A 14,410-nucleotide genomic window follows, 5' to 3' on the forward strand; every position below is an offset into this window, starting at 1 on the left:
TCACTCCTATGATTTACTCAGAAAAAAAATCATCCTCTTTTGAAATACGCAACTGTTTTAACAGAATACGTCTAGCTTAACCAATCATCACTCGCTCTTCAGGAAATTTGTATCCAACTTCTCGCTGGTTGGCTTTTTTCATCAATGAAAAAGCAACTGTCATGATTCCCACACGACCAATGAACATCAAAAGAATGATCAATAGCTTGCCGAAAACCGATAAATAGGGCGTAAGTCCCATCGTCAAGCCCACAGTCCCAAAAGCTGAAAAGACCTCAAAGGCAATATATTGCAAACCGAATGTAGGGTTTTGCGGCATATTTTCAGTAATCGATAACAGGAAAATAGATATGAAACATAACGACAAAGTTAGAAAAAACAAAGTAAAAGCTCGCGAAACGGCAGATTCTTTAATTGTTCGGCCAAAAATCTCAGCTTGGCTGCGTCCTTTTAACAAGCTACGGACCTTGATGATCAAGACTGCAAATGTCGTTGTCTTCAATCCCCCAGCAGTTGATCCGGAGGTTCCGCCGATATACATTAACATCATCGTCAGCATCAAACTGGCTTGACTCATTTGTCCGTAATCAATACTGAAAAAGCCAGCTGTTCTTGGGGTGACCGCTAAGAACAAATATTGAAAAAAGCGTTCAATGACAGAATCACCAGTGATCAACTGTGAATTTTTTTCGGTCAAAAAGAAGCCTACCGTTCCAAGAACAATCAAAACGATCATTGTGATCCATGCCAAGCGGCTATGTAAGGAACGTTTTTTGGATGCCCTATGCAGGAGATCGAACCAAACGAGAAAACCGAGACCGCCGGCGATAATCAAGAAACTGATGACCCCTAGCACAAACGGTTCATTCTGAAATCCGACCATACTGTTGCCAAACAAATCAAAACCAGCATTACAAAAGGCCGAAATCGCATGAAAAACACTATACCAGAGACCCTGGCGCCAACCAAAACGAGGAACAAAAGCAAAAGCCAGCAATACAGCCCCACTAACTTGGATCAAAAAGGCGATCCGGATAATGTACCATGCTAAATGGATTTCACCGGACATACGATCTAGATTCAAGGATTCTCGCAAAATCATCCGCGTACTAAGATGGACTCTTTTTCTTGCCAAAATGTAAAAGAAGACGGGAATCGACATGAAGCCGATTCCACCAATTTCAATCAATATCAACAAAATGCCTTGGCCCCAGATATTATAATGATCCACCACCGTTAAGGTAGAAAGACCCGTCACACAAATAGCTGAAGTAGCAGTAAACAGAGCATCTAAAAAGTTGGTACCTTCACCACTTTTGGTGACCGTAGGCAACATCAGTAAGCCTGTCCCTGCCAATATCAGTAAGAGAAACACTAGTGAGACGATTTGTGGAATTAAAAAGTGTTGATGTGCCAACTTTTTTTTCAAACGATCTCTTTTTTTCATTCTCATTTCCTTTGACCTTTTTCAAAAACGAATGTCTTAGTAATCCAAGTCTTTTGCTTTCGTTTTTCTCTTATCATACCATTTTATTTTGATTTATTCTTCACTTTGATCATTCTTGTTACATTCGCTCGTTCGTTTTCTTCTAACCGCATTTTGATCCCATATATGGCCTCTTCTAATTCAGGGATCGTCAAATATTCTAACGCATTGACCCGCCTGCGGGTTCGTTCGATTTCCCCTGCCATCAATTGACAGGTTTTTTCGATTTCTGTTAGAGCCAACAGCTTGGGCATAACGTCTGTAAAACGGGCGACGGCGTTATCTAAAGGAACATTGGAATTCAAAAATCCGTATTCGATCGGCGCTTGCATCACAGCATCATCATAGTCAAAATGCATGACCGGTACTTCTACACTCATGATATTTTTCGTTGATAATTCAAGGGAGACTTCAGTTGCAGGTAAAATAAACATTTCTTCAATGTATTTTTCATTGATTGTGGCATTGGCCAAGCGAAATGCCTTCATGGCATGTTGCAACTGCTCTTCCACATTTTTACGTAAATGATCATTTTTTTTGATTAATTCAATAAATTGACGCATGAGTTCATCTTGTTTATCTTTTAATAATTTATGGCCGCGTTTAGCTGTCGCCAATTGTTTACTGAGGCGCGACAGCTCCATGCGGGTTGGATTAACGTTTTTTTGCGCCATTATTCTCCTCTTCCGGTAAATATTCCGCCAGTAACGCATCACTGATTCGCTTCAGTTCGACTTTTGGCAACATCGCCAATAATTCCCAGCCCAATTCCAAGGTTTCGATAATGGAGCGGTTGGTTCGATATCCTTGATTCAAGTATTCAATTTCGAAGCGTTCTGCAAATTTAGCATAGATTTTATCAACTTCTGACAAGGCCGATTCGCCTAAAACAACTGCTAATTCCTTGGATTGCTGTCCTTGCGCGTATGCAGAAAACAACTGGTTCATCGTTGCAGCATGGTCTTTACGTGTTTTGCCTTCGCCTGTCCCTTTATCTTTTAAGCGTGACAGCGATGACAAGACATCGATTGGCGGTTGAATGCCATTTTTATATAAATCCCGAGACAAGATGATTTGTCCTTCAGTGATATAGCCTGTTAAATCAGGAATTGGATGCGTTTTGTCATCTTCTGGCATAGTCAGAATCGGCAACTGCGTCACTGAACCTTTCAAGCCGCGAATTCGTCCGGCACGCTCATATAACGTTGACAAATTCGTGTAGAGATACCCTGGATACCCACGACGTCCCGGTACTTCACGGCGTGCAGAAGAGATCTCCCGTAAAGCTTCACAATAGTTGGTCATATCCGTCATGATCACCAAGACATGCATATCCTTTTCATAGGCCAAGTATTCAGCTGCCGTCAATGCCATTCGTGGAGTAGCGATCCGCTCGATCGCTGGATCATTTGCTAGATTCATAAAGACAACAGAATGGTCGATGGCGCCAGTTTGCCGAAAATCTTCCATAAAATATTCTGCTTCTTCAAAGGTAATCCCAATGCCGGCAAATACAACAGCAAATTCATCTTCCGAGTTTAGCACTTGTGCTTGACGGGCAATTTGAGAGGCCAATTCTTTATGAGGCAAACCAGAACCTGAAAAAATTGGTAGTTTTTGTCCCCGAACCAATGTGTTCAAATGGTCAATTGATGAAATCCCCGTTTGAATAAATTCATCAGGGTAATCTCGGGCTGCTGGATTAATGACTTCGCCGTTGATATCCATAAATTTTTCGGGAACGATCTCTACTCCACCGTCTTTGACCCGTCCTAAACCGTCAAAGACGCGCCCAATCATTTGCTCTGAAACGCCTAATTCCAAAGGATGCCCCAAAAAGCGGACCGCTGATTCGCGCAAGTTAATCCCTCCAGTCCCTTCAAAAATTTGGACTAATGCTTTGTCTTCTTGAATCTCAAGCACTTGGCCTTGTCGCATGTCTCCGTTTTGCATGCGGACTTCGATCAACTCTTCGTATTTGACACCAGAGACACGATCGACGGCCATCAATGGACCGACGACTTCTCCAATCGTTTTATATTCCTTGATCATCAGTACGGTCTCCTTTCTGTAAAATTTCTTTTATGGTTGCTTTGATTTCTTGATGCAAAGCAGAAATTTTGGCAAATTCACCTTCAGGCAAATACTTCATGCGTGCAACTTTGTCTCGTAGTTCTTCAATTCCTGAGTAGACTTCTGAAAGATACGCACCTAGTGTTAACGCATCTTCGGCTTCTTTGTGGAGCAATAAGATCGTTTCTAGCATTTTGAACTGCTTTTCACGAGAGGTAAACGTATCGACATCGTCAAAAGCATTTTGCTGTAAGAAATCTTCTCTCAAGGACTTGGTCGTTTCCAGCAATAATTGATCTTTTTCTGATAAAGCGTCGATACCGACAAGACGAACGATCTCTGACAATTCAGATTCTTTTTGTAGCATCCGCATGGCTTCTGTTACTTGTTTGGACCAATCCACTTGCATTTGCTGATCCAAAAAGGCGCCAAGTTCGTTTTCATATAAAGAATAACTCTTCAACCAATCGATTGATGGAAAATGACGTTTTTGCGCTAATGTGGCATCTAAGCCCCAAAATACTTTAACGACCCGTAAAGTATTTTGAGTAACTGGTTCCGAAATGTCCCCACCAGATGGTGACACGGCGCTGATTGCAGTAATACTGCCTTCTTGATCAGAACCTAAGCAAATCGCTTTCCCAGAACGTTCATAATACTCTGCCAAACGGCTACCTAAATAAGCCGGATATCCTTCATCCCCAGGCATTTCCTCCAAACGACCAGACATTTCTCGCAGTGCTTCCGCCCAACGTGAGGTTGAATCCGCCATGATCGCCACTGAATAGCCCATGTCACGGAAGTACTCTGCAATGGTAATCCCCGTATAAATCGACGCTTCCCGAGCGGCTACTGGCATATTTGATGTATTGGCAATCAAAACGGTTCTAGCCATTAAAGATTCACCACTGCGAGGATCGATCAACTCTGGAAATTCGTTCATTACATCTGTCATTTCATTGCCGCGTTCCCCACAGCCAACATAGACAACCAAGTCGACATCCGCCCACTTGGCAATTTGATGCTGAACAACGGTCTTTCCCGCACCAAAAGGACCCGGAACGGCTGAAGCCCCGCCTTTAGCGATTGGAAAGAACGTGTCAATCACGCGCTGTCCTGTAATCATCGGTTCGATTGGATTCAGTTTTTGCTTCACTGGACGGCTATGACGAACCGGCCATTTTTGTAGCATCGTAAATGAACGTTCTCCTTTAGTCGTATCTAAGACATAAATCACTTCATCAATCGTATATTCCCCTGCATAAACAGCTTTGACTGTTCCTGAAATGCCATGAGGAACCATAATTTTGTGATCGATCAGTGGTGTTTCTTGCACAGTTCCGATAACCATTCCGGTACTAACCGCTGCACCCACTTCGACCACCGGTACAAAAGACCACTTTTTCTCATGATTCAACGCAGGCAATTGCACCCCGCGAGTCAAGAAGTTACTTTTGGTAACATCCATAAAGGTTTCCAATGGGCGTTGGATCCCATCAAACATTTGAGACATAATTCCGGGAGCCAATTCCACGGATAGCGGTTCACCAGTGGTTTCGACTGGTTCTCCGGGACCAATCCCTGAAGTTTCTTCGTAGACTTGGATCGAAGCGACGTCGCCGCGCATTTCGATGATTTCACCGACCACGCCTAAATCTCCTACATAACAGATATCTTCTAAACTTGCATGACCCATATTTTTGGCTAAAACCAATGGACCTGATACTTTAATAATTGTTCCTTTTTCCACAACATCGGCTCCTCTCTATAGTATGTTTTGTCCGACCGCTTTTTCAACATTATCTTGAATCATCCGTCTGCCGATTCCTCGGGAACCATCGTAATCAGGAATCAAGATGATCGCAGGTGTCATTTTTTGTTGGACCTTTGCTAATTCATCGGGAATCATCTCTGCACATTTTTCAGTCAGATAGATAATCGTACTACTCTTCATTAATTTTGCCAGTGCCTGCTTGACTTCTTTTTCTTCCGAGGCATAACAAACTTGGAACCCAAATAATTGAAAAGGAATGACGGATTCTTTCTCGCCGATCACACCGATTTTATGCGTCATAGCGCCGCATCCTTTCTCTGATTTGTCCTTCCGTAAAGCCGCTGCGTTTGCCTACCAGCAAGATACGCAGATTTTGCAGTTCCAAAATCTTAGCATTCAAAAATGCGAGTAAAGGTAGTGGTCCTAAAGCATCTATTTGGGCTGGTGCAAAGCTTTCTGTAATCAAGTTGTCTTGTAAAAGCGCCAAGCCAGCGAAGTCGATCACTTGTTCATGAATGATTGGCCGCATCACTTCCTGATACTCACTTTCTAATAAGAACGTTATAAAGTCGCTATAGGACGCATCTGCAAACGCTAAAAATTCTTCTTTCGGGATACTGCCGACACTCACCAAGACCGCCTTCATAAAACTGCAGGATCGCTTTTGGCTCAGACAGCGAGCGGCGATGGTTATATTGGTTAAATCGATCATCTTAATGACGGCTTCTTGTAGTTCAGGTATATTGATTTTGTCTGCCAATCGCCGTTGTTCATGCAAATACCGGCGATCGTATATGATATCGATGCCTTGCAACACAGCGCCGCCTTCCAAGTATTCCCGAACCTCTTGAATTGTAGTCACGATTTTCTCAGGCAATACTTCTGATACGCCTGTTTTGATGGCGGTCCGGCATTCGTCGATCGTGTAAAAACCGTCTTCAACCAGTAGATGCGCATAATCCTTTCCAGTCACTGACTCTTTGGTCAAGACTTTCAGATTGTGGAAAGTAAAAGGCATCATATACAATCGGAGGATTTCTTGATTGGGAACCAGCTCGATCAATTCTTTGATTGTCTTTAACAATTCTTCATCAAGTGATATTTCGAATTGTTCGTGAAAATATGGATGCAAATAGCGTTGATAATGGGTCTGCTGCAGCACCGTTTCGACCACAGCAAAGTTTTTTGCCGTAATCATTTGTTCCACTTCTTGCGGCTTCAGTAAAGTCATTTCTTTCAGCCGAATGATGGGATTCAATTGATGATAGTTCCTCATGGATCAACCTCCTTTTTGTATGATCTGTAACCACCGTTCACGGGATTCTTTCTTGTATTCTTCAAGTAACACACGATAAGTAAAGTTGTATTGAATACCATTGTCATCCACCAAAAATCCAGCTTCTGACAATGGTGTTCCTACCTTGATTTGATACGGCAAGTCGGACTGACAAGCCGCGACCCAAGTATCATCTAAGTGGGCTGCTTGATCTAGACCCGCATGAAAGGTCAACGTGCCACTGATTGGCAGCCGCTCCAGCACATTTTCAACAAATGTCTGGAGCTCTTCTGGTGTCCAACCAATCATTTGTTGATAAGCTTGCTCAAAAAGTTGTGTCAGATATTCATTTTGCTTCACCATTTTTTGCTGCTTGGCGGCACTTGATTGGCGATTCAGGGCTTGCTGATAATTTTTTTCGACTTGCTTTTTTGCTTGCTGGGCACGAAGCTGCAAGTCCGACTCTTTCTTCGCCCAGTCACGTGCCATGGTTTCACTGATCCTAGCACGTTCAGCGGCAGCCAAACGTTCCCGTTTTATCTGCGCTTCTTGGTCTAGTTCAGCAATCATTTTGTCGATTGCATCCATACCTTCGCCCCCTTTAAATCGTTCCTAAAAGTAAGAAAGAAATAACAAAGCCTAAGATGGCATACATCTCAACCATTACTGAGAACATCACGCCTTTAAAGAAATGCTCTGGTTTCTTCGCTAAAATTTGAATCCCAGCTGCAGCGACCTTTCCTTGGGCCATTCCTGAGAATAAACCAGTAAAAGCAACTGGCAGTGATGCCATCAAATAAGCCATACCAGTCACTGTCGACATTTCACCACTTAAGCTGCCATAAATCATAAACGCAATAACGAATCCGTATAGACCTTGTGTCCCAGGAAGCAATTGTAAAATCAAAGCTTGTCCAAACTTCTCAGGCTGATTCGTCGTTAAAGCTGCCGCTGCTTCACCAGTTTGGCCCACACCTTTGGCTGAACCAATCCCAGAAAAGATCGTCGCAATCCCCATTCCGATAATTGCAAACACCATACCACCATTATTGTTAATCAAGTAATCAATCATTTATTGTCTCCTCCATTTTCTTTGTCAAAATCAACATATTTCTCACTTGGCGTAAAGGTTTCAAATTGACGTCCACCACCAGTGAAAAATTTGCCGAAAAATTCTACATATTGTAAACGAGCGGCATGCACATATGCACTCAGTAACGATAAAAAGATATTCAATGCTTGCAGTACAAGCAATAAGAGAATACCCACTGAAAAACGAGCAGCTGGCGGCAAATAGCCCACCAATAAGTTGAAGGCTGCTGCAATACTCCCACCGGAGATCCCTAAAGCCATCAAGCGACTGTAGCTGACAAAGTCACCGATGTAACTCGTCACACCGTACAAGTCGTACAACCCTAGAAAGAAGCCGCCCACTTTGGTTTTCCCTTTAAGAATCGGTACCACGATAATCAATAAGGCACTAAAGCCCGCTAAAATCAAGCCGACAGTGGTTAATGCAGGGACATCAATCAAAAGATTGCCTGCGGCTGCCACTAGCAGACCACTCAAAAGTCCTAGCCACGCAAAGCCTTCGTTTACTGCACCTAAAAGATCCTTTTTGCGGATGTTTTCTTTAGCCGCCAAATAAAGACCTGTAAACAGTTGGATGCCACCAAAAATCATCGATAGACCAAAGATTGCCATAAAATCTTCGGCGGGCGATAAAAGCTGGAAAGGCAATGTAGCACCAAAAAAAGAGCCGTAGATTGCACCCCAAATCATGGTTGGTACAGACAATATCTGGAACAATTTCAGAAATCGTTTGGTTCCTTTTGGCAAACGTAAGGCATACAGCCCAATCGTTGTCGCTACAGCCATCAATGCACCATAACCTAAATCAGCCACCATCATCCCAAAGAAAACATAATAGAAAGGCGTCATCCAAGGGGTTGGATCAATTTCATCGTATTTCGGCAAACTATACATTTCCGTCAGCATTTCAAAGGGTTGTATAAATGAAGCATTTTTTAACTTCGTTGGTACTTGATTGGCAGCAATCTCGTCTGCCGTTGGTTCTTCAAATGAATAGTAAATCTCATTGGCAAAGGATTCTTGGACCATTTCTGCCACTAACGGTTGATCCTTTTCTGCAATCCACCCGCGCAAGAGCGAAAATGTCTGACCTGCCGCTAGACGTTGTTGCATCATTGCACGATTCTCACGAGTCAAAAACAGTTCTTCCGCTTGCTGCAACAGGATCAGCCGTTGTTTGTGCTGACTGATTTCTGTAATCAGTTCTTTGCGCTGCTGCGTCAAGGAAGTCAACGCTTGTTTCGCGTTTTGCAAAACCACTTTTGGTGATTCTGATGTTAGGCCAGTTTCTTTCTTCACCCCAAAACGGTGAAACAATTGGAAAACTTGCGCCTCGGTCGTTGCTAAAAAAAGACAGCTGAAATTAACTTTCTTCTGATCAGAATAGATGACTTCTATATAAACATCTTCCAATTGACGCAAAGCTTCAGCTAGATCTTCCCAGCGTGGTTCTTCAACACTACCTGCAAAAAAACACGTATGTGTAGGTGCTTCAATTTCTAGTGGCACGTCAAGATTTTGCCACTGTGTCGCCCAATCTTCTGCCTGAGTCGCTGCTTCGATCGCTTCAATCGTCTCTAACCAGCGCTCCTGCAAATTCTCAACTTGACCTAGTTCTGTTAAAGCTGCTGCTTCATCGAAGCTTGTTTCAAAGTCCGACAGCCGCAAGGCAGCCCGCCGCCACTCCGTGCTTTTTTTCGCATCGCCAGTTTGACGAATAAAGCGGATTGCTTCTTGTAGACGACGAATCAGTGTCTGATGAGAAGTACTTTCTGGCGTTGTACCTGCAAAAAATTCCTGCAACCAAGTTTCGTTGGCTTCTTTCTCAAATACATTCTCGATTTCAACAAACTGCATCGCTTGCAACTTCGTCAACAAACTTTCTTGGTAGCGTTTCGGGGTGATCAACGTTAATTTATTTAGTTTGGTTACTGCCATAAGTCCCGATCACTCCTTCAACGATCTGTTGAATCGCTTGCTCTTGGAAGCTTTGCATATTTTTTTGGTAACGATCTAAAACTTGTTGATTTTCTTCTGCCAGCCGTTGCTTTTGTGCTTCCAGCGACTGGTGTAACTGCTCTTCGACTGCGACTTGTTCTTGTGCAAGTGCCTCTTCCAAAGCGGCAGCCCGTTTTTGCAATTCTTGTTGTTGCTGCGCTTCTTCCAATTGTAGCGCTTTTTTCAAAGCGATCAATTGCTGTTCATTGGCTTCTTCTGCTTCTCGTAAACGAGTCAAAGCTTCTCTCATTAATTCCCCTCCTATAATCATGTGTATATTCAACTGAAAAACAAACAAAAAAGCATACCTCGCGAAGAAGTATGCTTATAACAAAAAAAGGCCAGCATTCCTCCAAGAATGTTCGCCTCACCCCTTGGCAAACCTGATCCTTGAAACACCGAAATGCTCAACCTTTGTGTCTTCAATTTTTTGATACAATATATATTCTAACAAAAATAATCCCAATCATCAATAGATAAGTGCAATTATTTTCATCTCTCATCACTAGACCACTCTGCACTTCGCCAATCAGCGGCAACATTTACTCTAAACTCTATATATTAACATTCTTTACCCCTAAATTATTCTTTCAAAAGATTCGAAAGAATTGGAGAGGACCGATTATATAACCATTGTCTTATCGGATGATCAGAAAAAGATGTGTGAATCTCTGAGAAATCAATCGCCAACCTGCGATTGCGATGGGACACATTGCAGAAAAAATATATTAGCTATAGGATTTATTGGCGTTTTATTAGACCGTAGTTATTTTATACATACTAAAAAGCATCTAATTTCATTGCCCATATTTTCCGGTTTAGCCACCTCACAAATGTTACTTAATACGACTATAACAGATGATAAGTCACATTTAAAAAAGCTATAGAAAAAAATCGCTAAAAGAAAAATAATTTTCTCTTAGAGCCTCTAAGGATAGAGCAATTTTATCGAATGTGACAGAATCTGATTGTGTCTCATTGACTTGTCTTTTAAAATGATTGTTCAATAGTTTGTATCTTAGATAATTAATTGTATAAAATTTATTATATAGCAGTAAAAGTAGCGTACTATCACTGTACGCAGCTTAATAATATGTCAAATAGAGTAATAGTTCGGGAATTTGCCCAACATTTGCTCCTGAAGGAACCAGGATTTCGACTGTTCAAACGAATGAAACGGAACAATAAAATTCCTGATTTATTTCAATCGTTCGGTTTCATAAATATTTTGATACGAATAAATTTGCGTGCCAACTTCTGAAGCTATGCTATGACCTCTGTGTATTGACTTATTGATTTCATTTCAGTAACAATAAATGAATGGAAATATCACAAAATGATTATTTCATTCGCGATAATAGTTTTGTGTGCTTTTGGGGTACCGGCAGGATTCTGAAAGTATGAAACGACCCCAAGAATTAGATTTTTTTTCTAATTTTTGGGGTCGACTTTTTATGAAAAAATAATTTATACTTTTTGAAATACAGCTCGTATTTTTGTTAATAATTCTTCTATTAATTTTTCAGAAGCTTTTTCTAGAAATTTGCAGTTCCTGGCTTCATAATCAATTGTTGTGATTTGATCTAACATAACTTTTCGGCGTGTTTTCATTTTATGATTTTCTGTTATTTCAATGTATAGTGGGTAATTTCTACTAGTTGTAGTTATCGGTGCAACAATAACCACATTACTAGTATCTGCAATAATATCGTGACTAAGAACAATATAAGGTCTTCTTCCAGTCTGTTCATGGCCAGATCTGGGAGCTATGTTCAATAAAAGAATATCACCTTGTCTTGGAACATCTACCATAGTTCTCTCCCTACTGGGCTTCCTAAATCCTGAATTTTAATATTTACTTTGCCCTCTGTGTAATCTTTGAAAAGCTCTTCAATAGTTACTTCTTCTTTTGAAATTGCTGGTTCGATAATTAATCGTCTTTTTCCATTAACATCTTCGCTTTTGATTGATACTCGATCATCAGTCTTTAATTCCAGAAATTCCATTAAATTTTTTGGCAATCTAAGTCCGTTGCTATTTCCCCATTTTTTGATTGGTATCATTTCCATGTTATTCACCTCTTTAATTGTATATACAAAGTATAACATATATCTCGATTTTCGTATATACATAATTATCCATTAATATCTTTTTTATAACGCGAATTGTAAAATTAAGTTAGAAAAATAAAAAGGCATTTATGGTACACTCAAATTGTATTTCCGACGAAAGAAAACAAAGGAGTGTAACCATAAATGACCTACAAACATCTTACCATAGACGAACTGACAATGATAGAATCATATTATCTTCAACATAATAAACCGGTTGAAATCGCTAACCGAATGGGACGTGCTATACAAACTATTTATAATGTAGTCAATAAGTTCAAGCAAGGCAAGACTGCTCTTGATTATTGGCACCAGTATAAAGAAAATAAGAAAAAATGTGGTAGAAAAGTCATTCAATTACCTGCTCATGAAGTAGATTACATTAAAGAGAAAGTCACTCTTGGTTGGACGCCTGACGTCATTATCGGGCGACAAGAAAGGCCTGTTTCATGCGGTATGAGAACACTTTATCGTTTATTTTCTAAAGGAATATTTGATAGTGACACACTACCGATGAAAGGTAAAAGAAAACCCAATGGCCGTCAGGAAAAACGGGGAAAACAACAGTATCAGCGCTCAATCCATGATCGACCTGATAATTATCCTGATTTCAATTCTGAGTTTGGTCACCTTGAAGGTGATACGATCGTTGGCATTCATATAAAAGTGCCGTCATTACTTTAGATTTAGGAATAGATGTATGATTTATCTGTAAGATATCGCACAAGTGTTAGAAATTACGAACCAATAATTGTTTATATATAATTATATCGATAAATAAGAATTAGAAGTAAAAGTATAAAGAGAATAAACGAAGGTGATGTAATGACTTTGCAAAAGTTAAAATAACGAAAAAACACTTTTCATAGCAGTTTAATAACTACCATGAAAAGTGTTCAAATTTTTTAATTAAATAAGGGACTAAAATTGTCCACCCAAGTTAACATAGAACCGATATTTCTATCTGATTTTCTCTAAGTTTACTTTTATAACTGTTAAGTATCTATGCAATTTTTCATTGTCATCAATATTAGATTCTAGTATTGCCTCGAAATATCCTCTTATAATGGAAAGAGGGGTTTTTCTAAATCATGAGCTAATGATTCAACCATTTCCACTTGTTCTTGTTCCATCTTCCACTGGGCGAATATTTTTTTCAGCTTTCAATTCTCTACGCTGCTCATAGACTAGAGTAATGATGAAAGCAATGATGAATGTTAGAATATAAGATATGAGTCGATGCCATACATTCATGGTAATTTCTCCGCTATCAGGTATATAACTTGCTAGACTGAAAATACCAAGCCCACCCATACGATATGGAACAACATCAAAATAACCTGAATAGCCCCCGCCAATCCCACTTGCAATTAATGCAATGATAAATAAATGCTTCTGAGGCAGTAAAGTACCATATACTCCAGGCTCAGTAATACCAAAGAAAGATGAAAGTGTAGCAGGTAAGGTAATTTCTTTAGTTTGTGTATCTTTTGCTTTAAAAAATACAGCCAACAATACACCCATAACTCCCGCCCAAGCAACATCACTAGCACCAAATATAGGAGAGTATCCTTGTTCAACAACTTGTAATATAGCAATTGGAATCAGTCCCCAATGTAAACCAAACATAACAAGTAGCTGCCAAAGTCCTCCAATTAATACACCAAAAAGAATTGTATTCAATTCGTATAAATATTTAAATAGGGCTCCAACCAAGTCTGATGACCATGAAGCGGCTGGACCAATAATTAGTATAGAAATTGGAATAGCAATTAACAGTACAGCAAATGGTACGAAAAATGTTTGAACAGACTTAGGGATAGTTTTTTTTGCTATTTTTTCTATCTTAGCTCCGAACCAAATTGCGATGATGATCGGTATAATTGTTGCATAATATCCACCAGGTGGTAAAATAATCGGGAGCCCTAGGAAAGTCTGATAGACGTCAGACTGGAATATTGTATTTTCAAATAAAATAAAAGCTGAATTTCCACTGGCTAAGCTATCAATAGTTGGGTATAGAAGCGCACTAGCAATCGCTAATGCACTGAAAACATTAAGTTTTAATGACCTCGCTGCAGTGACTGCTAGCATAATAGGGAGAAACTGAAAAAATCCGTCTCCAGCAATATTCAATATGGCGACTAAACCACTATTATCAACATTTAGTCCAAAAGATCCAAAAATAGCAACAAGTCCTTTGATCATCCCAGCTGCAGCTAGTGCACCTAAAAATGGTTGAAATAGACTTGAAATAAAGTTAATAAATTTGTCTAGAATATTTACTTTATTACCTTTCGTACTATCTTCATAATCTTCATGCTCGACGACTTTGTTGCTTTTTAGTTGATTATTAATTTCTTCGTACACATCAGCAACTTCGTTACCTATGACCACTTGGTATTGGCCGCTCGCCTTAACGACAGTGATTACTCCATCTAGCGAATTAATAGCGTCAGTATCTGCATTTAATTCATCATATAATTCAAATCGCAAGCGCGTAATACAATGACGTAAGCTTTTAATATTTTTTTGACCACCCACTAGTTTAATTATGTTCTCAGCGAGTTGTGTATGTTTACTCATTCCGATTCCTCCTA

General features: G+C 40.2%; 13 protein-coding genes and 1 pseudogene. 1 reads left to right on the top strand and 13 read right to left on the bottom strand.

What is annotated here, in order from left to right:
* Window positions 1-76: 76 nt before the first annotated feature.
* The 12 genes from ACYVRS_RS03120 to ACYVRS_RS03175 all read right to left on the bottom strand — a co-directional run bounded on the left by ACYVRS_RS03120 (window position 77) and on the right by ACYVRS_RS03175 (window position 11,768).
* The gene (locus ACYVRS_RS03120; RefSeq protein ID WP_461202469.1) at window positions 77-1,447 is read right to left on the bottom strand and encodes a TrkH family potassium uptake protein; all 1,371 of its coding nucleotides are present in this window, start codon (window positions 1,445-1,447) and stop codon (window positions 77-79) included.
* Window positions 1,448-1,530: 83 nt separating this feature from the next.
* Complete coding sequence (locus ACYVRS_RS03125) at window positions 1,531-2,160, bottom strand: V-type ATP synthase subunit D (protein WP_022797081.1); 630 nt, start codon at window positions 2,158-2,160, stop codon at window positions 1,531-1,533.
* Window positions 2,141-3,538 carry a V-type ATP synthase subunit B gene (locus tag ACYVRS_RS03130; protein ID WP_461202471.1) on the bottom strand — a complete coding sequence of 466 codons (1,398 nt, stop codon included), beginning with the start codon at window positions 3,536-3,538 and terminating at the stop codon, window positions 2,141-2,143. Before ACYVRS_RS03130 ends, ACYVRS_RS03125 begins: the two co-directional genes overlap by 20 nt.
* Entirely contained in the window at window positions 3,522-5,309 is a 1,788-nt protein-coding gene (locus tag ACYVRS_RS03135; RefSeq protein WP_461202473.1) for a V-type ATP synthase subunit A, read from the bottom strand. Before ACYVRS_RS03135 ends, ACYVRS_RS03130 begins: the two co-directional genes overlap by 17 nt.
* A 15-nt stretch (window positions 5,310-5,324) precedes the next feature.
* The gene (locus ACYVRS_RS03140) at window positions 5,325-5,633 is read right to left on the bottom strand and encodes a V-type ATP synthase subunit F (RefSeq protein ID WP_054115302.1); all 309 of its coding nucleotides are present in this window, start codon (window positions 5,631-5,633) and stop codon (window positions 5,325-5,327) included.
* Entirely contained in the window at window positions 5,623-6,609 is a 987-nt protein-coding gene (locus tag ACYVRS_RS03145) for a V-type ATPase subunit (protein WP_461202475.1), read from the bottom strand. Before ACYVRS_RS03145 ends, ACYVRS_RS03140 begins: the two co-directional genes overlap by 11 nt.
* 3 nt (window positions 6,610-6,612) lie before the next feature.
* Entirely contained in the window at window positions 6,613-7,197 is a 585-nt protein-coding gene (locus ACYVRS_RS03150) for a hypothetical protein (RefSeq protein ID WP_054115304.1), read from the bottom strand.
* Between the two features lie 13 nt (window positions 7,198-7,210).
* A complete protein-coding gene (locus ACYVRS_RS03155; RefSeq protein ID WP_005225567.1) occupies window positions 7,211-7,681 on the bottom strand; it encodes a V-type ATP synthase subunit K in 471 nt (156 codons plus the stop codon).
* On the bottom strand, window positions 7,678-9,639 hold the full coding sequence (locus ACYVRS_RS03160; protein WP_461197946.1) for a V-type ATP synthase subunit I: 1,962 nt from the start codon (window positions 9,637-9,639) through the stop codon (window positions 7,678-7,680). Before ACYVRS_RS03160 ends, ACYVRS_RS03155 begins: the two co-directional genes overlap by 4 nt.
* Window positions 9,617-9,949, bottom strand: coding sequence for a hypothetical protein (locus ACYVRS_RS03165; RefSeq protein WP_022797073.1), 333 nt, complete (start codon window positions 9,947-9,949; stop codon window positions 9,617-9,619). The genes ACYVRS_RS03160 and ACYVRS_RS03165 overlap by 23 nt, the downstream gene beginning before the upstream one ends.
* A 1,217-nt stretch (window positions 9,950-11,166) precedes the next feature.
* Window positions 11,167-11,511: a type II toxin-antitoxin system PemK/MazF family toxin gene (locus tag ACYVRS_RS03170; RefSeq protein WP_461202477.1), complete on the bottom strand. Its 345-nt coding sequence runs from the start codon at window positions 11,509-11,511 to the stop codon at window positions 11,167-11,169.
* On the bottom strand, window positions 11,505-11,768 hold the full coding sequence (locus ACYVRS_RS03175; RefSeq protein WP_002318881.1) for an AbrB/MazE/SpoVT family DNA-binding domain-containing protein: 264 nt from the start codon (window positions 11,766-11,768) through the stop codon (window positions 11,505-11,507). Before ACYVRS_RS03175 ends, ACYVRS_RS03170 begins: the two co-directional genes overlap by 7 nt.
* A 186-nt stretch (window positions 11,769-11,954) precedes the next feature.
* On the opposite strand from ACYVRS_RS03175, the pseudogene ACYVRS_RS03180 reads away from it, so the two are divergent.
* Window positions 11,955-12,493 (top strand): annotated as a pseudogene (locus tag ACYVRS_RS03180) (IS30 family transposase); the annotation flags it as partial.
* Between the two features lie 421 nt (window positions 12,494-12,914).
* Here ACYVRS_RS03180 and ACYVRS_RS03185 read toward each other — a convergent pair.
* The gene (locus tag ACYVRS_RS03185) at window positions 12,915-14,396 is read right to left on the bottom strand and encodes a PTS transporter subunit EIIC (RefSeq protein ID WP_016171847.1); all 1,482 of its coding nucleotides are present in this window, start codon (window positions 14,394-14,396) and stop codon (window positions 12,915-12,917) included.
* Window positions 14,397-14,410 lie beyond the last annotated feature (14 nt).

The sequence above is a fragment of the Enterococcus salsurae genome, assembly GCF_054784955.1.

Coding starts and splice junctions, on each gene's coding strand:
- ACYVRS_RS03120 (WP_461202469.1), bottom strand. CDS start 1,447: ATGAAAAAAAGAGATCGTTTGAAAAAAAAGTTGGCACATCAACACTTT.
- ACYVRS_RS03130 (WP_461202471.1), bottom strand. CDS start 3,538: ATGATCAAGGAATATAAAACGATTGGAGAAGTCGTCGGTCCATTGATG.
- ACYVRS_RS03155 (WP_005225567.1), bottom strand. CDS start 7,681: ATGATTGATTACTTGATTAACAATAATGGTGGTATGGTGTTTGCAATT.
- ACYVRS_RS03145 (WP_461202475.1), bottom strand. CDS start 6,609: ATGAGGAACTATCATCAATTGAATCCCATCATTCGGCTGAAAGAAATG.
- ACYVRS_RS03160 (WP_461197946.1), bottom strand. CDS start 9,639: ATGGCAGTAACCAAACTAAATAAATTAACGTTGATCACCCCGAAACGC.
- ACYVRS_RS03165 (WP_022797073.1), bottom strand. CDS start 9,949: ATGAGAGAAGCTTTGACTCGTTTACGAGAAGCAGAAGAAGCCAATGAA.
- ACYVRS_RS03170 (WP_461202477.1), bottom strand. CDS start 11,511: ATGGTAGATGTTCCAAGACAAGGTGATATTCTTTTATTGAACATAGCT.
- ACYVRS_RS03140 (WP_054115302.1), bottom strand. CDS start 5,633: ATGACGCATAAAATCGGTGTGATCGGCGAGAAAGAATCCGTCATTCCT.
- ACYVRS_RS03125 (WP_022797081.1), bottom strand. CDS start 2,160: ATGGCGCAAAAAAACGTTAATCCAACCCGCATGGAGCTGTCGCGCCTC.
- ACYVRS_RS03150 (WP_054115304.1), bottom strand. CDS start 7,197: ATGGATGCAATCGACAAAATGATTGCTGAACTAGACCAAGAAGCGCAG.
- ACYVRS_RS03185 (WP_016171847.1), bottom strand. CDS start 14,396: ATGAGTAAACATACACAACTCGCTGAGAACATAATTAAACTAGTGGGT.
- ACYVRS_RS03175 (WP_002318881.1), bottom strand. CDS start 11,768: ATGGAAATGATACCAATCAAAAAATGGGGAAATAGCAACGGACTTAGA.